A 26,025-nucleotide genomic window follows, 5' to 3' on the forward strand; every position below is an offset into this window, starting at 1 on the left:
GGACAGAGCGCCAGGACGCATCCGTGATCGCCATGACTTTGAAATCGTGCTCGCCGGGGTTCAGTCGACCTCAGGGAGAATGACGACACCGGATTCCTCGTTGAACTTCAGAATCTCCGGAGTGGCGAAACGCTCCAGCGTCCAGCGGATCGGCGACTGACCGGGCTGCGCTTCGTCGCCGTACATGAATACGCGTTCCTCGCCGGGCGGAGTGAACATGAACAAAATCCTGGCAGCGTGCACGCCGGTATTCTTGAACCGATGCCGCGTTCCTCGCGGGACGAAAACGAAGTCGCCCGTGCCGGCCGTAAACGTTCGCTCACCGTCCAGGATCTCCACTTCTCCGTTGAGAACGTAGAACGCCTCGTCAGTCTTGGTGTGGACATGAGCGACCGGTCCATTGCCCGGGGGAACCGTGGCTTCCACGAGTCCGAGTGAGCCATTCGTGGTCTCACTTGACGCCTTGATCGTGTACGTATCCCCGGAGAACCATTTACTCGGCCCCCCTCCCGCGGGGACGTACAAAGCTCCACTCTTCAGATAATTCGGATCCTGGTCGTCACGAAACGGCAGACTCATCTCAATAGCCTTTCAATCGTGGAGCCCGTGAGAGCGGAAGCCCCGACTCGTACCGTCAGGAAAACCCGCACCGGTCGCCGGGAACAGCGCCGAGAGTGGCGAAACACTGGAAGACGCGGACGGGAGCATCGGAGTTGGTCATCGTCACCGCCGAACCGAGGCGGCTGCGCAACCTGCGCGACGCGACGGCTGCGAGCGGGCGGGCATAGGCCCTAATCGGTGAGGGCCCTAATCGGTGCGGACATAGGTTGCAGCGGGCTGCTCGGCGCTGGACACAGGCATCACCATACTTACTTGACGCGTCAAGCGCTATGCTTGACGGGACAAATATCTCCCCTTGCGTCACCGGAAGGTTTGCCACACGACGGAGGGGTCAGGTCATGACTCACGCGGGTACACCTGAGACTGCGGGTGGGCGCCGGGCGCCTCTGCCGAGGACCGGGCGACAGCGTTGAGAACCCACAACCAAGCATCCTCCACGTGTCTTTGCGTGCACAACGGTTCCTGACACGGCGTCAGTTAAGTAATCTGACTATGCGTCAGTTAATTGGCTGTCACACAGGAGCGGGCGGACCGATGCTTGGATCAACCCACGGCACCCTCACCACCGACTCCCGCCGGGCCCGGGTCATCGCCTGCGGCGAGCAACCCTCACCCGTCGTGCACGGCCGGCCGGCCGAGGTCCACGACCTGGACGTCAGCGGCCGTCCGCTCTATGCGGGCGTACCCGATCTGGACCGTTTCTTCCGTCCCGAGTCCGTGGCCGTGATCGGCGCCTCGGACGCCGAGGGGCGGCCGAACACCGGCATCACGCGACAGCTGATCGCCTGGGCCGAGCGGGTCGGCGCGCGGCTGCACCCGGTGCACCCCACCCGTCAGTCCGTCTTCGGCATACCGTGCCTCCCTTCCATCTCCGACCTGCCCGAACAGGTCGACCTGGCCGTGCTGCTGGTCGGCGACCCCCTTCCCGTGATCGAGAAGCTGGCCGAGGCCAAGGTGAAGTTCGCGGTCGCCTTCGCCTCCGGGTTCGCCGAGACCGGAGCCGAGGGCGCCCTCGCACAGGCCCGGCTCGCCACGGCCGTCGCCGGCTCGGGGCTGCGGCTGCTCGGGCCCAACACCAACCTCAACGCCTTCGAGAAGTTCCGCGACGACCTCGACGGTCCGGCGATCGCGCTCATCACGCAGTCCGGGCACCAGGGCCGGCCGGTGTTCGCGATGCAGGAGTTGGGCGTACGGCTCTCCCACTGGGCGCCCACCGGCAACGAGGCCGACCTGGAGACCGCCGACTTCATCTCCTACTTCTCCGAGCGGCCCGAGGTCGGTGCCATCGCCTGCTACGTCGAGGGCCTCAAGGACGGCCGCTCCTTTCTGCTCGCCGCCGACCGCGCCGCCCGGCGCGGCGTACCCGTCGTCGCGGTCAAGGTCGGCCGCACCGAGACCGGCGCCCGCACGGCCGCCTCACACACCGGCAAACTGACCGGCGCCGACACGGTGGTGGACGCGGCGATGCGGCAGTTCGGCGTGATCCGCGTCGACGGACTCGACGAACTCCAGGACACCGCGGCCCTGTTGGCCCGCGCCCGGGCCCCGCAGGCCGACGGGGTCGTCGTGTATTCGATCTCGGGCGGCACGGGCGCGCACTTCGCGGACCTGGCGAGCGAGGCCGGACTCTCCCTGCCCCCGCTGTCGCCCGACAAGCAGGCCGAGCTGCACGAGTGGATACCCGAGTACCTGAACGTCGCCAACCCCGTCGACAACGGCGGTCACCCGGTGGGCGACTGGCGCGGCCGCAAGATCATCGACGCGATCCTCGCCGACCCCTCCGTCGGTGTGCTTATCTGCCCCATCACCGGGCCCTTCCCGCCGATGAGCGACAAGCTGGCGCAGGATCTGGTGGACGCGGCGGAGCAGACGGACAAGCTGGTCTGCGTGGTGTGGGGGTCGCCGGTCGGCACGGAGGCCGCGTACCGCGAGACGCTGCTCGGGTCGTCCCGGGTAGCCACCTTCCGTACGTTCGCCAACTGCATCACCGCCGTACGCGCCTATCTGGACCACCACCGGTTCGCCGCCTCCTACCGCTCCCCCTTCGACGAGGCGCCCCGCACCCCCTCGCCCTCCTTCCGCAAGGCGCAGGCGCTGATGCGGCCCGGGCAGCAGCTGAGCGAGCACGCGGCGAAGCAGCTGCTGCGGGCGTACGGGATCCGGGTGCCGCGCGAGCAGTTGGTGACCAGCGCGGCGGCGGCCGTGCGCGCGGCGAGCCTGATCGGCTACCCCCTCGTGATGAAGGCCTCCGGCGCGCAGATCGCCCACAAGACCGAACTCGGCCTGGTGAAGCTCCCTCTGACCTCCGCGAGCCAGGTCCGCGACGCCTATCGCGAGCTGACCGACATCGCGCGCTACGAGGGGATCTCGCTCGACGGGGTCCTCGTGTGCCAGATGGTCGAACGGGGCGTCGAGATGGTCGTCGGCGTCACGCACGACGAGCTCTTCGGGCCGACCGTGACCGTCGGTCTCGGCGGCGTCCTCGTCGAGGTGCTCCGGGACGCGGCCGTCCGCGTGCCGCCCTTCGGTGACGACCAGGCCCGCGCCATGCTCGCCGAACTGCGCGGGCGGGCGCTGCTCGACGGGGTCCGCGGGGCTCCGCCCGTCGACATCGACGCGCTGGTGGAGGTCGTCATCCGGGTCCAGCGCATGGCGCTCGAACTCGGGGACGACATCGCGGAGCTGGACATCAATCCGCTGATGGTGCTGCCCCGGGGGCAGGGGGCGGTGGCGTTGGACGCGCTGGTGATGTGCCGCTGAGCGGCCGCACCTCCCGCCCAGGAGGCCGACCGCTCCTCGTACGGAAACCGCTGGTCCTCGTACGGAAACCGCTGGTCCTCGTACGGAAACCGCTGGTCCTCGTACGGAAACCGCTGCTCCTCGTACGGAAACCGCTGCTCCTCGCAGGAGAGCCACTGCTCCTCGCACGAAAAGGCCCACCACCCCTCGTACGAAAGGGCCCACCACTCCTCGTACGAAACGGAGTACCCCCATGTCCGACTCCCCCCATGTATCTCCCGAAAAGTCCCTCGACTCATTGATACTTCACGCCACTGACAACGCGGTCGCCCGGATCACCCTCAACCGGCCCGAGACGATGAACGCCCTCACCTGGGACCAGCGGGAACGCGTGATCGGACTGCTCGCGGAAGCCTCCGCCGACCCGGACGTACGGGCCGTCGTGATCACGGGGACGGGCCGCGGCTTCTGCGCGGGCGCGGACCTGCGCGGGGGCCCGTCGGCCGGGGATCGGGTGCCCGGCGACGTGGCCCGTACGATCCGGCTCGGCGCCCAGCGGCTCGTCTCCGCCGTCCTCGACTGCGAGAAGCCGGTGATCGCGGCGGTGAACGGCACGGCGGCCGGGATCGGCGCGCACCTCGCGTTCGCGTGCGACCTCGTGCTCGCGGCGGATTCGGCCAGGTTCATCGAGGTGTTCGTACGCCGGGGCCTGGTCCCGGACGGCGGCGGGGCGTACCTCCTCCCCCGTCTGATCGGCCCGCAGCGCGCCAAGGAGCTGATGTTCTTCGGCGACGCGCTGGCGGCGGCGGACGCGGAGCGGTTCGGGCTCGTCAACAGGGTCGTACTGCCTGAGGAGTTGGAGAAGACCGCGCGCGAGTGGGCCGAGCGGCTGGCCACCGGCCCGACCCGCGCGCTCGCTCTCACGAAGCAGCTGGTCAACGCGTCCCTGGACAGTGACCGCGCGACCGCCTTCGCCGCGGAGGCGGCGGCGCAGGAGATCAACATGACGACGGCGGACGCGAACGAGGGGGTCGCGAGTTTCGTGGAGCGGCGGGATCCGAAGTACCGGGGGCGTTGAGGTACGGAGGACGCTGGCGCAGGTTCCGACCAAAACGGCTGGCAGCATTCACTTCTGACGATCCGTCAGCTTCAATGGGTGCTGTGATGGGACACGCAGGGATGGCGGCCACCGCCGTCCGATACCTCAGGTCGGTCGGCGCACCCACGGTCGCGGAGCCGGTCGAAGCGCTGCCGCGCCCGGAACTGCGGGCGGTCGGCGAGGACGAACGGGCACCCGTCGACCAGGCCGAATTCCGCCGCGTACTGGGGAACTTCGCGACCGGGGTGACGGTCGTGACGGCACCGGCCACCGGCGTCGGCGAAGGCCCGGGCTCGGGCTCGGGCTCAGGAACCGGCCCCGCCGGCCCAGCCGACCCCGCCGGCTTCGCCTGCCAGTCCTTCTCCTCCCTCTCGCTCGACCCTCCGCTGGTCTGCTTCATGGTCGGCCGTACGTCGACGACATGGCCGCGGATCGCTCGCGCGGGCGTCTTCTGCGTCAACGTACTGGGGGCGCACCAGGGCGAGTTGTGCCGCGGCTTCGCGGTGCGCGGCGGGGACAAGTTCACCGGGGTCGTGTACGACGCGGCGCCCGTCACCGGCTCCCCCCGCCTCGCGGACGCCACGGCCTGGATCGACTGCACGATCCACGCGGTGCACACGGGCGGGGACCATCTGATCGTGGTGGGACGGGTGGAGGCGCTCGGCACAGGCGACGACGCCGCGGCCCCGCTGCTGTTCCACAAGGGCCGGTTCGCCTGAGCGCACCGGGTGCCGTCAGACCGCGAGCACCGCAGCGGCCGGCCGTCGGCGCCGGATCACCAGCGCCATCAGCGCCGCCGCCGCGCACAGCGCTCCCGACGCGTACCAGACCACGTTGTACGAGCCGAAGGTGTCCCGGGCGACGCCGCCGAGGAAGGCGACGAGGGCGGCGCCGATCTGGTGCGAGGCCAGGACCCAGCCGAAGACGATGGCGCTGTCCTCGCCGTACTGCTCGCGGCACAGGGCCAGGGTGGGCGGGACCGTGGCGACCCAGTCGAGGCCGTAGAAGACGATGAAGAAGATCATCGGCGGGTGCACGGTCTCGGCAAGCAGCATCGGCAGGAAGAGGAGCGAGACGCCGCGCAGGGCGTAGTACACCGCCAGCAGCCGGCGCGGGTCGAAGCGGTCGGTGAACCAGCCGGAGGCCACCGTTCCGACGACGTCGAAGACGCCGATGACCGCGAGGAGCGAGGCCGCCGCCGTGATCGGCATGCCGTGGTCGTGCGCGGCGGGCACGAAGTGCGTCTGGATCAGGCCGTTCGTGGAGGCGCCGCAGATCGCGAAGGTTCCGGCGAGCAGCCAGAAGGGGCCGGTGCGGACGGCGGAGAGGAGGACCGTCACCGCGCGGCGGGCGGCGCCCGGCACGGGGGGCGGCTTCTCGACGAACTCCGTTGCCCCGTACGGCTTCTGGCCCACGTCCGCCGGGTGGTCCCGCAGCAGCAGCCAGACGAAGGGGACCACCGCGAGGGCCGCGAGGGACACCGTCACGGCCGCGGGCCGCCAGTCGTGCTCCGTGACGATCCACGACAGCAGCGGCAGGAAGATCAGCTGGCCGGAGGCCGAGGCCGCGGTGAGGATGCCCGTCACCAGGCCCCGCCGCGTCGTGAACCAGCGGTTGGTGACCGTCGCCGCGAAGGCGAGCGCCATCGAGCCGGAGCCGAGCCCCACCAGCAGCCCCCAGCACAGCAGCAGCTGCCAGACCGCCGTCATCCACACCGTCAGACCCGAACCGAGCGCGATCACGATCAGGGCGATCGCGACCACCCGCCGTATCCCGAAGCGGTCCATCAGCGCGGCGGCGAACGGCGCCGTCAGCCCGTACAGCGCGAGGTTGATCGACACCGCCAGGCCGATCGTGCCGCGCGACCAGTGGAACTCCTGGTGCAGCGGGTTGATCAGCAGCCCCGGCAGCGAGCGGAAGGCCGCCGCGCCGATGATCGTCACGAAGGTGACTGCGGCGACGAACCACGCGCGGTGGATGCGGTGCCGTCTGCTGGTACGGGGCTTCTGAACGGCCTCTGCGGCTTCGGTCGTCTGGGTCACGTCATAGAGCTTCGGTCCTGCGATCTCCGCGAACGAGTGGCCCGAAGGACAGCATTCGTTAGGATCGGGCCATGGCCGACGAACAGGCACCTCCGCAGCAGACGTCCGACGAGCAGGCACCCCCGCGGCACACGTCCGACCGGCAGGCACCCGAGCACCAGCCCGCCCCGCACCACCAGCCCTCCCCCAGGCACCGCATCGTCGTCCTCGCCCTCGACGGCCTGCTGCCCTTCGAGCTCGGCATCCCGCAGCGCATCTTCGGCAAGGCGCGCGATGCGGACGGCAGGAGCCTGTACGACATCGTCACCTGCTCGATCCGCCCGCCCGGCCTCGTCGAGACGGACGCCGACTTCGCCGTCCTCGTCGGACACGGCCCCGAGGCGCTGGCCACCGCCGACACCGTCGTGATCCCCGCCTCGTACGAGCTCGGCCCCGTCCACGACGAAGGCGTACTCACCCCCGAGCTGGCCGCCGCCCTCGCCCACATCCGCCCCGGCACCCGCCTCGTCTCCATCTGCACCGGCGGATACGTCCTCGCCGCGGCCGGTTATCTCGACGGCCGCCCGGCCACCACGCACTGGATGCACGCGGAGCACTTCCAGGAGCTCTTCCCGAAGGTCAGGGTCGACGCCGACGTCCTCTTCGTCGACGACGGCGACGTCCTCACCTCCGCCGGGGTCGCGGCCGGTATCGACCTGTGCGTCCATCTCGTACGCCGCGACCACGGCGTCGCCGTCGCCAACGACGTGGCCCGCCGCACCGTCGTACCGCCGCACCGCGAGGGCGGTCAGGCGCAGTACGTCCAGCGTCCGGTCCCGGAAGCGCAGGCGGCCACCACCACCGCCGCCCGCGCCTGGGCCCTCGCCCGCCTGGCCGAACCGCTCCAGCTCCGCGACATGGCCGAGCAGGAGTCCATGTCCGTACGCACCTTCACGCGCCGCTTCCGCGAGGAGGTGGGTGTGAGCCCCGGCCAGTGGCTCACCCAGCAACGCGTCGAACGCGCCCGCCACCTACTGGAGTCCAGCACCCTGTCCATCGACCAGGTGGCCCACGAAGCCGGCTTCGGCACACCCCAGTCGATGCGCCAGCACCTGCAAACAGCCCTCGGCGTCACCCCCACCGCGTACCGCCGCACCTTCCGTGCCGGGATCGGCGTCTAGAACGTCAGCACCGCCCGCGCCACCCTCCCCCCCTGCGCATCCGCCACCGCCTTCTCGAAGTCCTCCACCGGATACGTCTCCGTCACCAGCTCGTCCAGCAGCAGGCGGCCCTCCCGGTACAGCTCCGCGTACAGGGCGATGTCGCGTTGCGGGCGGGAGGATCCGTAGCGGCAGCCCAGGATCGACTTGTCCAGGTACATGGAGGAGACGAGGAAGGAGGCCTCGGCGGTCGAGGGGGGTACGCCGAGGAGTACCGCCTGGCCGTGGCGGTCCAGCAGGTCGATGGCCTGGCGGATGAGTTCGACGCGGCCCACGCACTCGAAGGCGTGGTTCGCGCCGGTGGGGAGGATGTCCTTGACGGTGTCCGTCGAGGTCAGGAAGTGGGTCGCGCCGAACTGGCGGGCCACCTCCTCCTTCGCCGGGTTGGAATCGACCGCGACGATCTTCAGTGCGCCCGCGATCCGCGCGCCCTGGATGACGTTGAGGCCGATGCCGCCCGTGCCGATCACCAGGACGGTGTCGCCCCGGTCCACCCGCGCGCGGTTGAGCACGGCCCCCACCCCCGTCAGCACTCCGCAGCCGATCAGCGCGGCCGACGGCAGGGGAATGTCCTCGGGGATACGGACCGCCTGGACCGCCTTCACCAACGTCCGTTCCGCGAAAGCCGAGTTGGCCGCGAACTGGTACAGCGGCCGGCCTCCCCGCGCGAACGGCTGCTGCGGCATCCCGATCGCCTTGCGGCACATCGTCGGCCGCCCCCGGTCGCACTCGGCGCAGGTCCCGCAGTTGGCGAGCGTGGACAGCGACACATGGTCACCGGGCTGGACATGGGTGACGCCCACACCCACCGCTTCCACGATCCCCGCGCCCTCATGGCCGAGCACCACAGGAACGGGGAAGGGTATGGTCCCGTCCACCACGGACAGGTCGCTGTGGCACAGCCCGGCCGCGGAGATCGCGACCTGCACCTCGCCGGGCCCTGGATCCCGTACCTCCAGATCGTCCACGACCTGGGTCTGCTTGCCGTCGAAGATCACGCCCCGCATCGGTCCCGGCATCGCTCCGCCTCCCTATCCCCTGGGTTCCTTCGGCAGGCCGAGCACACGCTCGGCGATGATCGTGCGCTGGATCTCGTCCGAACCGCCGTAGATCGTGTCGGCCCGGCTGAACAGGAACAGGTGCTGGAACGCGTCCAGTTCGTACGGCGACGAGGTCGTCCAGTCCGTCGGCCCCACCGCGGCCGCGACACCCCGCACCCGCACCGCCAGCTCCCCGAGCCGCTGATGCCACCGCCCCCACAGCAGCTTGGCCACGCTGGGCGCCCCCGCGTCACCTGAGCCCCCTGGCCCCCCGTGACCCCCCGGACCTTCTGGATCGGCCGAACTCCCCAACGTCCGCAGCGCGTTCCACCGCATCGTCCGCAGCTCCGCCCACAGCCGTACAAGGCAATCGCGTACGACGGGATCGTCGACGGCGCCGTTCGCGACAGCCGCCTCCACGACCCGCCCCAACTCCTCGGCGAAGCCGATCTGTTGAGCCAGCGTCGACACGCCCCGCTCGTAGCCGAGGAGGCTCATCGCGACGCGCCAGCCGTTGCCCTCGCCGCCCACCACATGCTCGGCACGCGCCACCGCTCCGTCGAAGAAGACCTCGTTGAACTCACTCGTGCCGGTCAGCTGGCGGATCGGGCGGACCTCGATCCGGCCCGGCTGGTCCATCGGGACGAGGAGGAAGGTGAGGCCGTGGTGGCGGAGCGACTGCGGTTGCGTGCGGGCGAGTACGAAGCACCAGTCGGCCTCGTGGGCGAGCGAGGTCCAGATCTTCTGGCCCGTGACGCGGTACGAGTCCCCGGGTGCACCACCCGTGTCCCGTACGGCAGTTGTCCGTACGGCCGCCAGGTCCGAGCCCGCGCCGGGCTCGCTGTAACCCTGGCACCAGAGTTCCTCGCCTCGGGCGACGGGAGGGAGGAAGCGGGACTTCTGCTCGACCGTTCCGTGGGTGATGAGGGTCGGCGCGAGCAGGTTCTCGCCGATGTGGCCCGAGCGGGCCGGTGCGTTCGCCCGGGCGTACTCCTCCGCCCAGACGACCTGTTGGGTCAGGCTCGCCCGTCGGTTGCCATGGCCGTCCTCGTCCCAGCCGAGTCCGATCCAGCCGGCTCGGCCGAGCTCCCGTTCCCACTCCCGACGGGACACGTCGCGACCACCGAGGTGTTCCTCCAGCCAGGCTCGCGCCTCACCCCGGAAGACCTCGTCCTCCGGACCGAATCCGAACTCCACGGTTTCCGCCTCACGTTGTTTCGGGTGGGTTTTTCTCGCCCCCGCCGCCCCTTCCCGTCCCGTTCCTGGGGGCTCCGCCCCCAGACCCCCGTATCGCGCTGACGCGCTCGTCCTCAAACGCCGGACGGGCTGAAGGTGTTCAGCCCCTCCGGCGTTTGAGGAGCGGGGGTCCAGGGGGCGGAGCCCCTTGGCGGGGTCTGGGGCGGAGCCCCAGGAACAAGGGACGGGTAGGGGCGGAGGGGGCGAAAAACCCCACCCCCACCACAGCCCCCGTCACCCATTAGGCCGCGCCCTCTCCGCCGCCGCCCGAGCCATCTCCTCCACCCGCTCCAGCAACGGCATCGGATCCACCCCCACAGTCCCCGGCAAAAAGTCCGCGATCCGCTCCGGAGTCCAGGAGCCCTCCGCGTACGCGGCCCGCAGCTCCCGAGGCTGCGCCCACACCGCGATCTTGGGCCCGGCGATGGTGTACACCTGCCCGGTGATCCGTTCCTCCCGGGCCCGGTCCGAGAGCAGGTAGACGACGAGCGCGGCCACATCCTCCGGTTCGCCGATCTCCGTCAGCTCCATGGGAACGCCCGCGGACATACGCGTACGCGCGACGGGCGCCACCGCGTTCGCCGTCACCCCGTACTTGTGCAGCCCCAGCGCCGCGCTCCGGACGAGCGAGATGATCCCGCCCTTGGCGGCGCTGTAGTTGGCCTGGGAGACGGACCCCTGGTGGTTGCCGCTGGTGAAGCCGATCAGTGTTCCCGAACCCTGCTTGCGCATCACCGCCGACGCGGCCCGGAAGACGGTGAACGTGCCCTTCAGGTGGGTCGCGAGGACCGGATCCCACTCCTGCTCGGACATGTTGAAGAGCATCCGCTCGCGGAGGATCCCGGCGACGCACACGACGCCGTCGATACGTCCGTACGACGTCAGCGCCGCGTCGACGACCCGCTGGCCGCCCGCCATCGCCGAGATGTCGTCGGCCACCGCGACCGCGTCGCCGCCCGCCGCCTCGATCTCCTTGACGACTGCTTCGGCGATCGAACTCGTCGGCTGGGCGCCCTCGACGGACACCCCGTAGTCGTTGACGACGACGCGCGCGCCCTCGGCCGCCGCGGCCAGCGCGACCGCACGTCCGATGCCCCGCCCCGCCCCCGTGACGGCGATGACCTTGCCTGCCAGGAAGTTCCCCACGCCCGGCCCCTTCCCGCGGTTTCTGACGGTCCGTTAGATTCAACTCGGATTCTACGACCCGTCAGATACCTGGAGACAAGCCCCCGGGGAGGACTCATGTCACTGCCGGCCGAGTTCCACGACATCGCCAAGCGCGTGAACAACTGGGGGCGTTGGGGAACCGACGACGAAATCGGAACCCTAAATCTCATCACCAACGAGGTCGTGCGCGAGGCCGCCGCCACCGTCCGCACCGGGCGGCGCGTGCCCCTCGCCCTCCCCCTCCAGCAGGACGGCGTGCAGACCGGCATGATCCCCGGGCGGGTCAACCCCCTGCACGTCATGGTGCAGATCAACCAGGAGCTCTTCGGCCCCGGCACGGTCGCGTGCAGCGACGACGCCGTGACGATGGGGCTCCAGGCAGCGACCCACTGGGACGCCCTCACCCATGTCTCGCACTCCGGGAAGCTCTACAACGGCCGCCCGGCCGGCACGATCACCCCGCATGGCGGTGCCCAGTTCAGCGGCATCGACAAGCCGCGGCACATCGTGTCGCGGGGCGTACTGCTCGACGTCGCACGCGCGCGGGGCAAGGACCGGCTCGACGGCGGACACGCCGTGACACCCGAAGACCTGGAAGCGGCCGAGGAGTTGGCGGGTACGCGGGTGCGGGCGGGCGACATCGTGCTCGTACGGACGGGGCAGATCCAGGTGTGTCTCGCGGGCGACAAACAGGGATACGGGTATCCGTCACCCGGCCTCTCCGTGCGTACCCCGGAGTGGTTCCACGCGCGCGATGTCGCCGCCGTCGCCAACGACACCCTCACCTTCGAGATCTTTCCGCCCGAGATCGAGGACCTCTGGCTGCCCGTGCATGCACTCGATCTGGTCGAAATGGGGATGCTGCAGGGACAGAACTGGAATCTCGAAGAGTTGTCCACAGCCTGTGGAGAAGAGGGGCGCTACGCGTTCCTGCTGTCCGCGATGCCCGAGCCGTTCGTCGGCGGCACGGGAACCCCGGTGGCCCCGGTCGCCCTGCTGTGACCTGGCGTCGGCTGGCGGCGCGCCACTGCGCGCCCCGAGCACGGCATCGCGCGCCGCCATCCGGCTCCGGCGTTCCCGCCCCGCTCCCGCTGCCCCGCAGGAGCCGACGCCGAGTCGCGACCCGCTCTCGCCGAGGGCTCCCGTCACCGGAACCCTCGGCGTCCCCTCGCGGCGAATCGCTGGACATAAGCGTGATCAAACGGACACGCCACGTCAACACCTGCTCGGGGATTTACTGCTTATGTCCCATTCATGATGGCGCGCACAGAAGCACGGCCCGGCGCATTCAGCCACATCCGAAGCCGCGGAAACAGAGTTCGTGCATAAATGCACGAACCCGTACCTCAAGGCCAAACGCCTTCGGGCACCTTCAGGCGCCTTTCAGACGGCTTCGTACGCGAAGTCCTCGTACGCCGGATACGCGGCCCCCGTCGTCGCGGTCGGCGAACAGCGGTCCACCTCGCACCAGATGCGCTTGCCGGCGCCCTCGGGACTCCAGCCCCAGCGGTCCGCGAGGCCGTCGACCAGCTCCAGGCCGCGGCCGTTGGTCTCGTCGCCCTCGGCATGCCGAGGGATCGGCGGCCGGGTGCTGGAGTCGGCCACCTCCAGGCGGACGGTGGTGGCCTCCGCCCCGCCCGGCAGGGAGATCCGCACCACGGCAGGACAGCCGGTGTGCACCACGGCGTTGGTGACGAGTTCGGAGACGAGCAGGATCAGCGTCTCGGCGAGCGGCTCATCGACACCTATCCCGGACCCAGCGAGCCGTGAACGCGCCCACCTCCGGGCTCGCCCCACCTCTGCGGGGTCGGGCCGAATCTCCAGCTGCACTTGAAGCACCTGCACCGCTCACACCATCCGAACCGGCGGACACATCGCCTCGCGCCTCACAAGGGCCACGATCGTAGCCATTTTCTGCATGGCCAGAACAAGGATCACGGAACGTGATTCCCTTGCGAGACAGCATGGTTGACGTACAGTCACCCCAACAAGCGCTTCGGGCATATTCCAGCGCGAAGGAGTACGCGTGCGGGATACTGTGCGACGCTCGCCACGGGGAGTCGAACAGGCAGGCGCGGGGATCCGCCCTGCCTCGCGAGCGGCGTGCATCGCCGGGTCCGGCGCCGCCTCAGAGGCAACACCGGCATGGCTCAAGCTCAGAACCACTCGCATCCCACACAAGGTACCGGAGCACGGCTCCGACTCCAGGCCGTGACAAGTCACGCCTAGGACACAACCCGGTATCAACGCTCCGTAATTCCGGTATGCCACGATCCGCGACATCCGTTTCGGGTGCTTCCCGAACCGTTCCTGCACAGAGCCCTACTGGGCCGTTCCGGCGAGCAGATCCTCGGCCAACGCGTCCTCACTCTGTGTCGCGCCACCCGTACGCTGCGTCCGAACCCACGCCCTCTTCAGATACAGATGGACGTCTGCCCCCCAGGTGAAGCCCATGCCGCCGTGCACCTGGAGGCAGTCCCGGGCGCCGCGTACGGCGGCCTCGTCGGCGAGCAGCCGGGCCGCCGCGACGTCCAGCGGGTCGGCGGTCACGGCGGCCGCGTAGACGGCGGCGCGCGCCACTTCCACCCGCACCAGCATCTGCGCACACAGGTGCTTCACCGCCTGGAAGGCCCCGATCGGCTGCCCGAACTGCTCGCGCGTCCGGGCGTGTTGCACCGCCAGCTCACAGACACGGGCGGCGGTACCGAGCTGTTCGGCGGCGGTGAAGAGCGAGGTGAGGAGGGAGGTGGGGAGGGAGGTGGGGAGTACGGCCGCCGGGTCGGGCGCTCCGGCGGCGGGCACGCGGTGCAGTGGGGTCAGCGGGTCCACCGACCTCAGCGGCTCCGCGCCGGTCGCGTCCCCTCGTACGGCGTCCGCCTCCGCCAGCCACTCCACCAGTTCCCCGTCGACGGCGGCCACCACGGTCTCACCGGTGGCAGCCCCTTCCACCGTGCCGGCCGCGAGGTGGGTGGCTATCAGCGGCCCGGTCAGCAGCACCCGTCCGGCCTCCTCGAAGGCCAGTACGGACTCCGGAAGGCCGAGTCCGACGCCGCCGTCCGCCTCCGGCAGTCGCAGCGCGAAGAAGCCCGCCTCGCCGAGCTCTCGCCACAGGGTCCGGTCGAGCGCCGGCCCGTTGTCCACGGCGGCCCGCAGGCCCTCGTGTCCGAAGCGCGCGGTCAGCAGCTCACGCACGCCCGCCTTCAACGCCCGCTGGTCTTCGTTGAGTTGAAAGTCCACGGAGAGGTCGTCACCGTCCCTTCGGGAGGCCCAGGATCCGCTCGGCCACGATGTTCGACTGGATCTGCGAGGTACCGGCCGCGATGGTGTACGAGAGGGAGGAGAGCCGGTCGAGGGTCCACTCGTGCCGGAGGTCGAGCGCCTCGGGACCGAGAACCTCGGCGGCGGCGTCGTACAACTCCTGCCGCGCATGCGAGTACCGCAGCTTGAAAACGCTGCCGCCGACGCCGGGCACTCCCCCGGTCCGCTGCGACTCGCTCACGTTCCACTGGGTGAGCCGCCACAGGGCGCGGAACTCGGCGTTCAGCCTGCCGAGGCGGCGGCGCAGCACGTCGTCGTCCCAGCGGCCGTTCCCGCGTGCCTCGCGGGCGAGTTCGCCGAGCACGCGGCGGCAGGCGACGACCTCTCCGACGAAGGCGGTGCCACGCTCGTACGACAGCGTCACCATGGTCACGCGCCAGCCGTCGTTCTCCGCGCCGACACGGTTGGCGACCGGCACCCGCACCTCGTCGAGGAAGACCTCCGCGAACTCGGTGGAGCCCGCGAGCGTACGCAGCGGCCGGACCGTGATCCCGGGGGCGTCCATGGGCATCGCGAGCCATGAGATCCCCCGGTGCTTGGGCGCCGAGGGGTCGGTGCGGACCAGCAGCTCGCACCAGTCGGCGACCTCCGCGTGGGAGGTCCAGATCTTGGATCCGCTCACCACGTAGTCGTCGCCGTCCCGCCACGCGCGCGTGCGCAGCGCCGCGAGGTCCGAACCGGCGTCCGGCTCGCTGAACCCCTGGCACCAGACCTCCTCGCCGCGCAGCACGGGCGGCAGCCAGCGCGCCCGCTGCTCAGGTGTGCCTTCCGACGCGATGGTGGGTCCGGCGTGCAGCAGTCCGACGAAATTGGCCCCTACGTAGGGTGCGCCCGCCTTTTCCGTCTCCTCCAGGTAGATGAGGTGCTGCGTGGGGGTGGCGCCCCGGCCGCCCGCGTCGACGGGCCAGTGCAGCCCCGCGTACCCGGCGTCGTACAGCGTCCGCTGCCAGCCGAGGTCGTACGCGCGCCGCCCCGGCCAGTCGTCGGGGGACGGTTTCGGGGGCAGCGAGGGGAGCACCTTGGCGAGCCACTCGCGCAGCCGCGCGCGGAAGTCTTCCTCTTCCTCCGTGTAGGCGAGATCCATAACCCCGTCCGCTACTGGAATCTGATGGGTCATCAGAAAGCAGGCTAGCCCCGCACCTATGGACCGACAAGGCGGTGAGCCCTACGCTCTCCGCACGATCTGACTGTCCGTCAGGTCCGCCAACCGCAGCCAGGGGGCCGAAGTGAACGACACCGCACACGCCCTGGGTTCCTCCCGCACCCTCTGGGAACTGGTCGCCCGCCGCGCCGATCTCACCCCCCAACGGCCCGTCCTCCTCCAGGACGACCGCTCCCTGAGCTTCGGCGAGTTGCGCGACCGCGCCGAGCGGGTGGCGGCCGGCCTGTACGACATGGGCGTACGCCCCGGCACGGTCGTCGCCTGGCAGCTGCCCACGCGTATCGAGACCGCCGTGCTGTCCTTCGCGCTGGCGCGGCTCGGTGCCGTGCAGTCCCCGGTGATCCCGTTCTACCGCGACCGTGAAGTCGGCTTCGCCCTGCGGGAGTCCAAGGCCGAGTTCTTCGCCGTACCGGGTGAGTGGCGCGGCTTCGACCACACGGCGATGGCTCGGCGGCTCGGCGCGAAGGGCGTCTTCGAGGCGTACGACCAACTGCCGGACGGCGATCCCTCCGTACTCCCCGCCCCGCCCTCCGACGGCACCTCGGTCCGCTGGATCTACTGGACCTCGGGCACCACCTCCGACCCCAAGGGCGTTCTGCACACCGACCGTTCACTGATCGCGGGCGGCTCCTGCCTGGCGCACGCGCTGCATCTGTCCGCCGACGACGTGGGCTCGATGGCCTTCCCGTACGCGCACATCGCCGGGCCGGACTACACGGTGATGCTGCTGCTGTACGGCTTCCCGGCCGTCATGTTCGAGCAGTTCGCGCTGCCCGCCGCCCTGGAGGGATACCGCAAGCACGGCGTGACGGTGGCCGGCGGTTCGACGGCCTTCTACTCGATGTTCCTCACCGAGCAGCGCAAGCAGCCGGGGGAACCGCTCATACCGACTCTGCGGCTCCTGGCGGGCGGTGGGGCGCCGAAGCCGCCCGAGGTCTACCACAGCGTCGTACGTGAGATGGGGGTCCAGCTCACCCATGGGTACGGGATGACCGAGGTCCCGATGATCACGATGGGGTCGCCGGACGACACGGTGGAGAACCTCGCGACGACGGAGGGACGGCCCCCCGAGGGCATGGAGATACGGATCGTGGACGGGGAGGTGCGGCTGCGCGGGGAGGCCGTCTGCCAGGGGTACTTGGACCCGGCGCAGACGGCGGAGGCCTTCGACGCGGACGGGTTCCTGATCACCGGTGACGTCGGGCATCTGACGGAGAGCGGGCACCTGGTGCTCACCGGCCGCCTGAAGGACGTCATCATCCGCAAGGGCGAGAACATCTCGGCGAAGGAGATCGAAGATCTGCTGCACCGGCACCCGGCCGTCGGGGACGCCGCCGTGATCGGACTGCCGGACGCCGAACGCGGGGAACGGGTCTGCGCCGTGATCGAAGCGGCCGAACAGCCGCCCGGGGCGGACGAGTTGAACCTCTCCGCGATCACGTCCTACCTGCGTGCGGAAGGGCTGTCCGTGCACAAGCTGCCGGAGCAGCTGGAGGTGGTGGACGCCCTTCCGCGCAACGAGGCCTTGCGGAAGGTGCTCAAGTACAAGCTGCGCGAGCGCTTTTCACGGCCTTCGGGTGCCACTCGGGCACCGTGAAGCAGCGGGGATCACTCAGGCACCGTGAAGTAACGGGCGAAGGCGCTCACGATCTCCGCCTCGCCGATCCGGCCGTCGGCGTCCGCGTCGAGGGTTCCGGCCGCGGCGGCGGCGACGTCCTCGGGGGCGCCCAGGGCCTTGAGCACGCGCGCGGTCTCGTCGACCGTGGCCGCGCCGTCCCCGTCGGTGTCCGCGACGGCGAGGGCCGCGTGCAGGAAGGGGCGGGCGATCTCGGCGAAGCGCTCGGGGTTGTCGCGCAGCCGCTTGACCGCGCCGTTCACGAACTCCTGACGCGTGATCCGCTGGTCGCCGTCACGGTCCGCTATCCCCGCCATGCCCTGCCAGAAGGCCTCGGCGCCGACGTACAGGGCCTGACCCTTGTCCGACCGCGCCGTCGTACCGAACTCGGCGAGGACCGCCTTGGTCGCGGCGTTGAAGTCCTCCCGGTCGATGTAGCCGTTGCCGTCCTGGTCGAAGCCGGAGAACCGGGCCGCGATCCTGCGCTCGTACTCGCTGTTGGCCATTGCCTTCGGGCCGCCTTACGTCACGTGAGGGTGCATCCGGAACGGAGCGTACGACGTCAGAGGCGCCCGGGGAGCGGGAAAACGACGCTTGTACCAAGACTGCGGGAATTCCGGGACAACGGTGTGGCGCGGCGCTCCCGCCGGGTGAGGGCTTCTTCACGTCACGTGATCATGTGACGGAAAGTCACACCGCCGGGACGGAAGGTCAGGCCGACGGGAAGGTCGGGCCGACAAGGGCGTCAGGCCGACAAGGGGGTCGATTCCTCGCCGACGGCCGCGGCGACGTCCGGGTAGACGTCGAAGAGGCGGCGGACGCCGAGGGCCGCGAGGACCCGGTTGACGTGCGAACCGTCGACCGCCCCCTGTGCGGGCAGGATCAGGCGCAGGCGGCCCTGGCAGGAGCGGATGAGCCGGCGGGTGGCGATGAGGACGCCGACGCCGCTGGAGTCGCAGAAGAGGACCTCGGAGAGGTCGAGGACGAGGCTGCGGCGGCCGTCGGCCACCGCCTCGTGCACCCGCTGGCGCAGCTCCGGCGAGGTCACGAGGTCCAACTCGCCGGACACCCGCAGCACGGCCCACTCGCCCTCTTCGCCGTCGGTCACCTTGAGTGTCACCGCCACGCCTCTCGCTCGCCTCGCCCACTGGAAACGGAAGGGATTCCTACGCTTCCCTTCCCCGCGACTGCCCGACTGTCGTTCCATGAAACACCGGTCCGGGACCGAAGAAACGTCGATCTAAGGTCGAAAGCGCGCGATGACCGAGTCATTTCGGTCGCGTACGTTCCAATGTGTTCAGTACAGGGCAGGCGCCTACCATTCCTGGACCGTCCGGGGGCGCACATTGACACAAAGGGGCGTGCGCTCACAGACGTGCCGACTACATTCGAGACAGCGGGTGCGCGCAGGCTGGACACGGCACGGGCACGCGGACACGCAGGCTGGACACAGGGACAGGCGCCGGGCACGACCAGGGTGAGGGGGCCGCATGGCGACGAAGAACGCACCGCCCCGCTGGGACCGCAAGATGCAACAGCGGCTCGCACGCGGGGAGGCGGCCGCGCTCGGTGAGCTCTACGACCGGTTCGCCTCGCTGGTGCACGGACTCGCCCACCGCGTGCTCGGGGACGAGCGGGCCGCCGACGGCATCACACGCGAGGTGTTCACGCACGTCTGGGAGAACCCCGACGCCTACGACCCCAAGCAGGGCCCGCTGCGTTCCTGGGTCGCCACACTGACCCACCGCCTCGCCGTCCAGCGGCTGCGCGCGACGGAGACCGCCGCGCTCGCCCGGGGCGGCCTCGGCACCACCGAGGAGCTGGAGCACAAGGTGCGCAGCGCCTCCGTGGCCGCCCGCGCCGACTACATCGTCACGTCCATGCCCGCCCCGCTGCGGGCCGCCCTGGAGCTCGCCTACTTCCAGCGCCGCGACTACCGCCAGGCCGCCGCCGACCTCGGCGTCACCGAGGACGAGGCCCGCCGCCGGCTCCGCCTCGGCCTCCAGCTCCTGTCCACCGCCCACGACACCGGCGGCACCTCCGGGGCGCCGCCCGAATACGGGGGTGCCCGGTGAGCGGAGGGGCGGACCGGTACGAGGCGTTCGACGAGCGGGACCAGAACGAGGACGGGTACGAGGGGAAGGACGGGGACGAGAAGCGGGAGGAGGGCGTCGGAGGTGTCGAGGGTGGCGGTGCGGCCGCCGCTGAACCCAGCGAGCCCGGGGAACCCAGCGTGCCCGGCGAGCCCGGTCGGCCGGGAGATCGTCGCGGGCCGGAGGGCCCTGGTGGGCCGCAAGGTCCCGACCGGCCGGAGGGCGGTCGGGAAGACGTGCCCGGAGGGCCACCGCGCATACCGCTGCCGCGTTCCTCCGTCGAGGACACCGGACTGCCGCTGCCCACGCCGGTACCCGCCCCCGCTCCCCCGCCCCTCGTCCTGGAACACCCGGTACTGAAGTCGCTCCTCGGCGCGTGGGCGCTGGCCGCCTGCTCGGCGCAGGAGACGGTGGCCGTCGAGGAGCACCTCGGGGACTGCGGCTCCTGCGCGGACGAGGCGCTGCGGCTGCGCGAGGCGGTCGGGCTGCTGCACCCGGCCGAGAGCCTCGACCTCGACCCGGCGCTGCGCACCCGTGTCCTGGAGGGCTGCCTCGGCCGGCGCCCGCCCCGGATTCCGGTGCCCGAGTGGGCGACTCCGTACGACGCGGAGGCCGCACGGCTCGACGCACTCCTCCAGGACATAGGCGACGCCGAGTGGCACGCGCCCGTGCGGCTGCGCTGGTTCGAGGGCGACGTGCCCACCAGCCGCCGTACGACCGTCGCCGGGGTCATCGCCCATCTGCTGAGCGTCGACGGCCTCGTCGCCGTCGCCCTCGGCCTGGAGGACCCGCTCGCCTCGCCCTCGGCCGAGGCGACTCCGGCGGCCCGCACGGAGGCGTACTGGAATGCCTCGCACTTCCCGCCCACCCGGTCCGTGCGCGGACCCTGGCGGGAACAGAGCCACAACCTCGTCCGCACGGTGTCGTTCGCGGGCGGCGGCTCCGGGCGACTGCCCGTGCCGTACGGCGCCTTCGAGCTGCCGCTGAGCGACTCAATGCTGGACCGGGCCTTCGAGTGCTGGGTGCACGCGGGGGACATCGCGGACGCGGTGGACTATCCCTACGAGCCGCCGGCCCCGCGCCATCTGCACGGCATGATCGATCTGGCCGCCCGGATGCTGCCCGGCTCGCTGGCCGAGCGGCGCCGGGCGGGGCTCTCCGCGGCGCCGTCCCGCCATCTCGTCACGGCGGGCGCGCCCGGGCGCAGCCTCCGTCTGGAGATCGAGGGCTCCGGCGGCGGCGAGTGGCTCATCCCGCTCGACTCGCCCGGCGCGGTCGCGTCCGCCGAGCGCGAGGTCGCGCATGTCGCGCTGGACGGCGTGGAGTTCTGCCGCCTGGCGGCGGGGCACGTGTCGCCGGAGGAGGCGGCCGCGGGGCAGGACGGGGACCGCGAGGCGATCAGGGATGTGCTGTTCGCGGCGGCGTCGTTGAGCCGGATGTAGACCGGACGCGGTGGGGGTGGGCGTGAGGGTTTTTCGCCCCCTCCGCCCCTTCCCGTCCCGTACCTGGGGGCTGCCGCCCCCAGACCCCCGCTGTCGGCCTGAACGGCCTCGTCCTCAAACGCCGGACGGGCTAAAAGATCTCCAGCCCTACCCGAACACCACCGTCCGGCGACCGTTCAGCAGGATCCGCCGCTCGGCGTGCCACTTCACCGCCCGCGCCAGCGCCTGGCACTCGACATCCCGCCCGATGGCGACCAGCTGGTCCGGCGTCACACCGTGCCCGACCCGCTCGACCTCCTGCTCGATGATCGGCCCCTCGTCGAGGTCGGCCGTCACGTAGTGCGCGGTGGCACCGATGAGCTTCACACCCCGGGCGTGCGCCTGGTGGTACGGCTTCGCGCCCTTGAAGCTCGGCAGGAAGGAGTGGTGGATGTTGATGATCCGCCCGCTGAGCTGCTTGCACAGGTCGTCCGACAGCACCTGCATATAGCGGGCGAGGACGACGAGTTCGACGTTCTCGGCCCGGACCAGCTCCAGGAGCTGCGCCTCGGCCTCCGCCTTCGTGTCCTTCGTCACCGCGATGTGGTGGAAGGGAATGTCGTACGAGCCCACGAGCTCGGCGAAGTCCGTGTGGTTGGAGACCACGGCCGCGATCTCGACCGGCAGCGCTCCGGTCCGCGCACGGAAGAGCAGGTCGTTCAGGCAGTGCCCGAACTTGCTGACAAGGAGCACGATCCGCATCTTGTCCTCGGCGCGGTTGATCTGCCAGTCCATGTGGAAGGAGTCGCCGATCGCCGTGAAGCTCGCGCGCAGTTTGTCCACGGTCACCGGCGCCTCCGCCGAGAAGTGGACGCGCATGAAGAACAGTCCCGTGTCGTGGTCGCCGAACTGCTGACTGTCCTCGATGTTGCAGCCGGTCATGAAGAGGTAGCTCGACACGGCGTGCACGATGCCCTGCTTGTCCGGGCAGGAGAGGGTCAGGACGTACTGCTCGGCGGCGGGCGCGGCCCCGCGGACGGACTGCTCATTCATGCAGGACAGGGTCCCATACCGCCCACCCACGACGGGCGCCCGTCCCGCCAGGCGGACCAGGTCAGGACACGGGACGGGCCCGGCCACCCGCGGCCGAGAGCCGGGGTCGTCGCCGGGAGCCGAGGTCGTGCCCGGAAGCCGGGGTCTACGCCGACCGCGTCAGGATCTTCAGCACCTCGAGCGTGCGCGGTGGGATGTCGGGGTCCTCCCCGTCGCTCACCGCGAGGCGCACGTGCGCGTCGCGCGCGGCGCGCACCGCGTCCGGCCAGCCGTCGTGGTCGAGGTACGCGGAGACGAGAGCGTCGGGTCCGACCTGGTGCATGATCCGCAGGACGCGGAGCACGGCGGTGTCGACGAGCGCCGCCTCCTGGGAGTCCCGGAAGATCGTGCCGACGTACTTCTCGGCGGACCAGTTGTCCAGCCAGGTGTCCTCGACCAGGCGGTACACGGCGTCGGTGACGTCCCCGTACCCGTCGACGCCTGCGAGCCAGACGCCCCGCTGGAAGTCGGTGTCGGAAAGCATGTGCAGCGCGGAGCGCACATTGCTGCGCCAGCGCCACCACGGCATGTCGTTCAGTGGCATGTCGCCCATGGTGGACGAGCGACGGCCGCGACGGGAAGAGTTCTCCGAACCTTGCACGGTCACCGATCGTACGTTCCCCGCGAAAAGCAGATCGTCCACCCCCGCAATTCACCTCTGAGTCACCCGATGTTGACCGGGGGTCACTCCCGGGTTAGCGGTGTGACGGAATCGTGCGTGAGCATGACCGGCAGTCGACGCACGCGCACCGTCTCTCCCGTCCTCCCCCGGCCTCTCAAGGCCACGTTGCTGTCCGCGGGCGCGCTGGTGGCGTGTGCGTCGATCGCCGTCGGATGTGGGGTCATCCCTGGTGCCACGGGGGGCTCCGGGGATGACTCCATCACCGTCATGACGTGGGCTCCCGAGCAGACCGCCGCGACCAACAAGCCGGGTATGCCGGCCATGGCGAAGGCCTACGCCCGCTGGGTCAACAGCCGTGGCGGCATCAACGGCCGCAAGCTCACCATTCTCACCTGCAACGACCACAACGACAGCGTGGACGCCGCCAACTGCGCCCGGCGCGCCGTCGACGAGGACGTCGTCGCGGTCGTCGGCTCCTACAGCCAGCACGGCCGCTCCTTCCTCGCCCCGCTGGAGGGCGCGGGCATCCCGTACATCGGCGGCTACGGCGTCACCGACGACGAGTTCACCAGCCCCCTGTCCTACCCCGTCAACGGCGGCGAGCCCGCACTGCTGGCCGGCCTCGGCGAGCAGCTCGGCAGGACCTGCGGCCCGGTCTCGCTGATACGTCCGGACACCATCGCCGGTGACGAACTCCCGGTGCTGCTCGACTCCGGCCTGCGGGCGGCCGGCCACGAGTCCGCCAACGACCAGCGGGCCGCCGACGACGCGACCGAGTACTCGCGGCAGACACAGACGTCCCTCGAGAACGCGACCTCCGACCCGTACAAGAACGGTTGTGTGGTGCCCGCGCTCGGAGACCGTACGGACACCTTCATGGACTCCTTCCGGCGCGACCGCGAGGCCTACTCGAAGGTGGGCGTGGGCACGGTCCTCGGCAGCGTCGACCAGTCGGTGATCAACTCCACCGGAGGCACGTCGAGTCCGTACGAGGGTGCGTACGTCACCGGCTGGTACCCGCCCGCGAGCGACGCCGGCTGGGACCCGCTGCGCAACGTGATCGAGAAGTACGCCTTCGGCGACAACCGGATCGACCCCGCGGACGCCGGAGTGCAGACGACCTGGATCGCCTACACCGTGCTGGAGAAGGTCGTCGACTCGCTCGGCGACGGCGAGGTGTCCGCGCTCACGATCCGGCGGGCCCTCGACAACGGCCTCAAGGTGACCACCGGCGGGCTCACCCCGACCCTCAGCTGGCGCTTCGAGGACATGATCGCAGCCGTCGACTTCCCCCGCCTCATCAACGCCGACGTCACCTTCCAGGTCGTGAGCAAGGGCCAACTGGTCGCGGCGCGCAAGGGGTTCGTCAGCATGTCGAAGACGCTGGAGAGTGCGGATTAGCTCCGCTGGGTCCGGTGCATCGTCTGCGGGTCCGTCGTGGCTGGTCGCGCCCACGCGGCGGAGCCGCATATATGTCACAGCCTCGCGCCCCTTACGGGGCTCAGCGCGAACCGGCGCTCACAGCTGGGTCCGTGTGCGTTCCGTCAGGCCGTAGGTCGATGCGATGGAGTTCCACAGCTTCGCGGCCTTCTCCTTGGCCGTGCTCGCCGTGCCGCTGTCCTTGACGGCCGCCTGGCTCTGGCCCGTGCCGCGGGCCTGGCCGTTCTTGCAGCCCTTCTTGCCGGCCGCCTGGTCGGCCCAGGCCGCGTAGTGGTTGTCGGCCGACTCGGAGGCCTTCCAGCCGTTGGTGAGCGCGGTGGTCAGCTCGGCGTGGTTCGGGAGCTTGTCCAGCGAGAGGGCGTCGAGCCGGGTGACCAGCTCACCCCGCTGATTGGCCGCGGCCCGCAGATCGCTGGCCGCCTGGGCCAGGTTCTTGCACGCCGTCACGTTCGCCACGGCACTGATCACCGAGTCGCGGCTGGCATTGGCGTCCGCCAGGAGCTTGTCCAGCTCGACGGCCTGCGCCTTGGCGGGGTCGGCGGCGGACGCCGAACTCGAGCCCTCCGTGGCGGGGGACGTCGCCGACACGGTCGTGCTGTTGTCGTCGCTGTCGTCGCCTCCGCCGCTGCTGAGCAGGGCACCGGCGCCGATGCCGAGCACGGCGATGCCGATGCCGACCGCGGCGATCAGCGGAACACGCGAGCCGCCGCGCCCCCCGCGTCCGCCACCACCGTCACTCGCGCCCCCGCGCCGCGCGGCAGCCCGTCCGCCCGGCGCTCCGGGCGCGCCCGGGGCTTGCGCGCCGTAGGCACCCGGGTTCTGTCCGCCGTACCCGCCCGGAGCTTGCGCGCCGTACGAGGCGTGCGCCCCCTGCGGGGCTCCCGCGCCGTGCTGAGCCGAAGGGTCGAACCGCGGCAACTGCTGCGTCGACGCGGGCGCCGCCGGCTCACTGCGGAACAGGTTGTCGAACTCCGCCGGAGGCTGCCTGTCCTCCGGCCCGCCCGGACGTACCCCGTAGGGCGTCCCGCCCGACTGCGCGGGCACGGGCGGGATGTACTGCGTGGCCTGGGCGTCCGGGTGCGCGGCGGGAGGCAGCGGTCCGGCACCGGCCTGCGGCGGCCGCCCCAGGAACTGGGTCGCGTCGGCCTGCACCTCGGGCGGCAGCGCCCCCGGGCCCACCGGAGGGATGTACTGGGTGGCACCCTCATCGGGCACGGCCGCCGGCGCGGGCACGGAGGCGGCGGGCGGAATGTGCGGGATGTACTGGGTCGCACCCTCGACTGCGCCCGGGGCGGGCGGTATGTGCGGTATGTACTGCGTCGCACCATCCTCGACGGTAGGCGGCAGCGGCACACTCGACCCCGCACCGGCGCCTCCACCGACACCCGCGTCCACGGGTGGCAGCGGCTGCGCGGCGGCGGGTCCCTGCGGAACACCGCCGTCATGACCCCCGTACGACGGAGCCTGAGCGCCCCCGTACGACGGAGCCTGGGCGTTCCCGTACGACGGAGCCGACGCGCCCTCGGGCGGCAGCGGCCCGGCACCGGGCGCCGGCTGCGACTGCGACTGCGACTGCGGCGCGAAACCCTGCGGCTGCTGCGCTCCACGCGAGTCCGGCAGCGAACCCGGCAACTCCTGAGCCCCGTACGCGCCCGGCAGCTCCTGAGCCCCATACGCTCCAGGCAGTTGCTGCCCCGCATGCGCACCCGGCGACTGCTGCCCGCCATCGGGCATCGGCTGCTGCTGGGCCGGGTTGTCACCCCAACCCGGTCTCGGTTCCGAGGGAGCCCAGCCCTGGGACGCGTCGGGCGTGCCCCAGTCGGCCGCCGGGGCGGCTCCCCAGGTCTGGGTGCCGTTCACCGGCGCTCCCCAGCCCTGGTCGGGCTGCTGCTCCGGCTGCGGGGCGGGGGCCGCCTGCTGGTCGGGGCCCCAGGGCCGGTCCCATGCCTGGCCGCCCGCCGGGGTCGTACGGTCGCCCGTCGTACCCGGCAGCAGGGGCGCGCCGCCGTCGGAGGGCAGCACGATGCCTTCGCGCGCGGGTCGCGGCGAGGGCTCTTCGCCCTGTCCACTCTGCGTCACCGGGACTCCTACGAATGGGGGACCTTCGGAATCATCGGCT

At 70.8% G+C, this 26,025-nt stretch carries 22 protein-coding genes; 9 read left to right on the forward strand and 13 right to left on the reverse strand.

Features of this window, described 5'->3' with window-relative positions; translation table 11 throughout:
- Positions 1–60 precede the first annotated feature (60 nt).
- Positions 61–579: a cupin domain-containing protein gene (locus tag OG219_RS21345; RefSeq protein ID WP_266828809.1), complete on the reverse strand. Its 519-nt coding sequence runs from the start codon at positions 577–579 to the stop codon at positions 61–63.
- 576 nt (positions 580–1,155) lie between these two features.
- Here OG219_RS21345 and OG219_RS21350 point away from each other — a divergent pair.
- The 3 genes from OG219_RS21350 to OG219_RS21360 all read left to right on the forward strand — a co-directional run bounded on the left by OG219_RS21350 (position 1,156) and on the right by OG219_RS21360 (position 5,178).
- Positions 1,156–3,381, forward strand: coding sequence for an acetate--CoA ligase family protein (locus OG219_RS21350; RefSeq protein WP_266828811.1), 2,226 nt, complete (start codon positions 1,156–1,158; stop codon positions 3,379–3,381).
- Positions 3,382–3,613: 232 nt separating this feature from the next.
- Complete coding sequence (locus OG219_RS21355) at positions 3,614–4,438, forward strand: enoyl-CoA hydratase/isomerase family protein (RefSeq protein WP_266828813.1); 825 nt, start codon at positions 3,614–3,616, stop codon at positions 4,436–4,438.
- A gap of 86 nt (positions 4,439–4,524) precedes the next feature.
- Entirely contained in the window at positions 4,525–5,178 is a 654-nt protein-coding gene (locus OG219_RS21360) for a flavin reductase family protein (protein WP_266836171.1), read from the forward strand.
- Positions 5,179–5,193: 15 nt separating this feature from the next.
- On the opposite strand, the gene OG219_RS21365 is transcribed toward OG219_RS21360, so the two are convergent.
- The gene (locus tag OG219_RS21365) at positions 5,194–6,501 is read right to left on the reverse strand and encodes an MFS transporter (protein WP_266828815.1); all 1,308 of its coding nucleotides are present in this window, start codon (positions 6,499–6,501) and stop codon (positions 5,194–5,196) included.
- A 71-nt stretch (positions 6,502–6,572) separates the two neighbouring features.
- On the opposite strand from OG219_RS21365, the gene OG219_RS21370 reads away from it, so the two are divergent.
- The gene (locus OG219_RS21370) at positions 6,573–7,661 is read left to right on the forward strand and encodes a GlxA family transcriptional regulator (protein WP_266828817.1); all 1,089 of its coding nucleotides are present in this window, start codon (positions 6,573–6,575) and stop codon (positions 7,659–7,661) included.
- On the opposite strand, the gene OG219_RS21375 is transcribed toward OG219_RS21370, so the two are convergent.
- The 3 genes from OG219_RS21375 to OG219_RS21385 form a co-directional block, all read right to left on the reverse strand.
- Entirely contained in the window at positions 7,658–8,707 is a 1,050-nt protein-coding gene (locus OG219_RS21375; protein ID WP_266836172.1) for a Zn-dependent alcohol dehydrogenase, read from the reverse strand. The genes OG219_RS21370 and OG219_RS21375 overlap by 4 nt on opposite strands.
- Before the next feature lie 24 nt (positions 8,708–8,731).
- Positions 8,732–9,937 carry an acyl-CoA dehydrogenase family protein gene (locus OG219_RS21380; RefSeq protein ID WP_266828819.1) on the reverse strand — a complete coding sequence of 402 codons (1,206 nt, stop codon included), beginning with the start codon at positions 9,935–9,937 and terminating at the stop codon, positions 8,732–8,734.
- 273 nt (positions 9,938–10,210) lie between these two features.
- Entirely contained in the window at positions 10,211–11,122 is a 912-nt protein-coding gene (locus OG219_RS21385; RefSeq protein ID WP_266828821.1) for an SDR family oxidoreductase, read from the reverse strand.
- Between the two features lie 96 nt (positions 11,123–11,218).
- Between OG219_RS21385 and OG219_RS21390 the strand changes: the two genes are divergently transcribed.
- Complete coding sequence (locus tag OG219_RS21390; RefSeq protein ID WP_266828823.1) at positions 11,219–12,145, forward strand: cyclase family protein; 927 nt, start codon at positions 11,219–11,221, stop codon at positions 12,143–12,145.
- A 381-nt stretch (positions 12,146–12,526) separates the two neighbouring features.
- Here the strand turns inward: OG219_RS21390 and OG219_RS21395 are convergent, their stop codons facing one another.
- The 3 genes from OG219_RS21395 to OG219_RS21405 form a co-directional block, all read right to left on the reverse strand.
- Positions 12,527–12,988, reverse strand: a complete 462-nt coding sequence (locus OG219_RS21395; RefSeq protein ID WP_266828825.1) for an ATP-binding protein — start codon at positions 12,986–12,988, stop codon at positions 12,527–12,529.
- 477 nt (positions 12,989–13,465) lie between these two features.
- Complete coding sequence (locus OG219_RS21400) at positions 13,466–14,380, reverse strand: acyl-CoA dehydrogenase family protein (protein ID WP_266828827.1); 915 nt, start codon at positions 14,378–14,380, stop codon at positions 13,466–13,468.
- 10 nt (positions 14,381–14,390) lie between these two features.
- Positions 14,391–15,545: an acyl-CoA dehydrogenase gene (locus OG219_RS21405; RefSeq protein WP_266836173.1), complete on the reverse strand. Its 1,155-nt coding sequence runs from the start codon at positions 15,543–15,545 to the stop codon at positions 14,391–14,393.
- Positions 15,546–15,687: 142 nt separating this feature from the next.
- Between OG219_RS21405 and OG219_RS21410 the strand changes: the two genes are divergently transcribed.
- Positions 15,688–17,220: a class I adenylate-forming enzyme family protein gene (locus OG219_RS21410; protein WP_266828829.1), complete on the forward strand. Its 1,533-nt coding sequence runs from the start codon at positions 15,688–15,690 to the stop codon at positions 17,218–17,220.
- An 11-nt stretch (positions 17,221–17,231) separates the two neighbouring features.
- On the opposite strand, the gene OG219_RS21415 is transcribed toward OG219_RS21410, so the two are convergent.
- Entirely contained in the window at positions 17,232–17,744 is a 513-nt protein-coding gene (locus OG219_RS21415) for an EF-hand domain-containing protein (protein WP_266828831.1), read from the reverse strand.
- Between the two features lie 239 nt (positions 17,745–17,983).
- Positions 17,984–18,364: an STAS domain-containing protein gene (locus tag OG219_RS21420; protein ID WP_266828833.1), complete on the reverse strand. Its 381-nt coding sequence runs from the start codon at positions 18,362–18,364 to the stop codon at positions 17,984–17,986.
- Between the two features lie 364 nt (positions 18,365–18,728).
- Here OG219_RS21420 and OG219_RS21425 point away from each other — a divergent pair, with 364 nt between their 5' ends.
- Both OG219_RS21425 and OG219_RS21430 read left to right on the forward strand, forming a co-directional pair.
- Positions 18,729–19,313 carry a sigma-70 family RNA polymerase sigma factor gene (locus OG219_RS21425; RefSeq protein ID WP_266828835.1) on the forward strand — a complete coding sequence of 195 codons (585 nt, stop codon included), beginning with the start codon at positions 18,729–18,731 and terminating at the stop codon, positions 19,311–19,313.
- A gap of 254 nt (positions 19,314–19,567) precedes the next feature.
- Complete coding sequence (locus OG219_RS21430) at positions 19,568–20,773, forward strand: maleylpyruvate isomerase N-terminal domain-containing protein (RefSeq protein WP_266836174.1); 1,206 nt, start codon at positions 19,568–19,570, stop codon at positions 20,771–20,773.
- A 147-nt stretch (positions 20,774–20,920) separates the two neighbouring features.
- Here the strand turns inward: OG219_RS21430 and purU are convergent, their stop codons facing one another.
- Positions 20,921–21,805 (reverse strand): formyltetrahydrofolate deformylase, encoded by an 885-nt coding sequence (gene purU, locus OG219_RS21435; protein ID WP_266828837.1) that lies wholly within the window; start codon positions 21,803–21,805, stop codon positions 20,921–20,923.
- Positions 21,806–21,950: 145 nt separating this feature from the next.
- Positions 21,951–22,451, reverse strand: coding sequence for a hypothetical protein (locus OG219_RS21440; protein ID WP_266828839.1), 501 nt, complete (start codon positions 22,449–22,451; stop codon positions 21,951–21,953).
- 117 nt (positions 22,452–22,568) lie between these two features.
- Between OG219_RS21440 and OG219_RS21445 the strand changes: the two genes are divergently transcribed.
- A complete protein-coding gene (locus OG219_RS21445; protein WP_266828841.1) occupies positions 22,569–23,867 on the forward strand; it encodes an ABC transporter substrate-binding protein in 1,299 nt (432 codons plus the stop codon).
- A 117-nt stretch (positions 23,868–23,984) separates the two neighbouring features.
- Here the strand turns inward: OG219_RS21445 and OG219_RS21450 are convergent, their stop codons facing one another.
- Entirely contained in the window at positions 23,985–25,985 is a 2,001-nt protein-coding gene (locus tag OG219_RS21450; RefSeq protein WP_266828843.1) for a hypothetical protein, read from the reverse strand.
- Between the last annotated feature and the right edge of the window lie 40 nt (positions 25,986–26,025).

It is taken from the genome of Streptomyces sp. NBC_00038, assembly GCF_026343635.1.
Classification (GTDB): Bacteria; Actinomycetota; Actinomycetes; order Streptomycetales; family Streptomycetaceae; genus Streptomyces.

Excerpts from the sequence above, each read along its gene's own strand:
- OG219_RS21370 (WP_266828817.1), top strand. The coding sequence starts at position 6,573 with ATGGCCGACGAACAGGCACCTCCGCAGCAGACGTCCGACGAGCAGGCA.
- OG219_RS21355 (WP_266828813.1), top strand. The coding sequence starts at position 3,614 with ATGTCCGACTCCCCCCATGTATCTCCCGAAAAGTCCCTCGACTCATTG.
- OG219_RS21405 (WP_266836173.1), bottom strand. The coding sequence starts at position 15,545 with ATGGATCTCGCCTACACGGAGGAAGAGGAAGACTTCCGCGCGCGGCTG.
- OG219_RS21415 (WP_266828831.1), bottom strand. The coding sequence starts at position 17,744 with ATGGCCAACAGCGAGTACGAGCGCAGGATCGCGGCCCGGTTCTCCGGC.
- purU (WP_266828837.1), bottom strand. The coding sequence starts at position 21,805 with ATGAATGAGCAGTCCGTCCGCGGGGCCGCGCCCGCCGCCGAGCAGTAC.
- OG219_RS21425 (WP_266828835.1), top strand. The coding sequence starts at position 18,729 with ATGGCGACGAAGAACGCACCGCCCCGCTGGGACCGCAAGATGCAACAG.
- OG219_RS21375 (WP_266836172.1), bottom strand. The coding sequence starts at position 8,707 with ATGCGGGGCGTGATCTTCGACGGCAAGCAGACCCAGGTCGTGGACGAT.
- OG219_RS21390 (WP_266828823.1), top strand. The coding sequence starts at position 11,219 with ATGTCACTGCCGGCCGAGTTCCACGACATCGCCAAGCGCGTGAACAAC.
- OG219_RS21345 (WP_266828809.1), bottom strand. The coding sequence starts at position 579 with ATGAGTCTGCCGTTTCGTGACGACCAGGATCCGAATTATCTGAAGAGT.
- OG219_RS21445 (WP_266828841.1), top strand. The coding sequence starts at position 22,569 with ATGACCGGCAGTCGACGCACGCGCACCGTCTCTCCCGTCCTCCCCCGG.
- OG219_RS21350 (WP_266828811.1), top strand. The coding sequence starts at position 1,156 with ATGCTTGGATCAACCCACGGCACCCTCACCACCGACTCCCGCCGGGCC.
- OG219_RS21360 (WP_266836171.1), top strand. The coding sequence starts at position 4,525 with ATGGGACACGCAGGGATGGCGGCCACCGCCGTCCGATACCTCAGGTCG.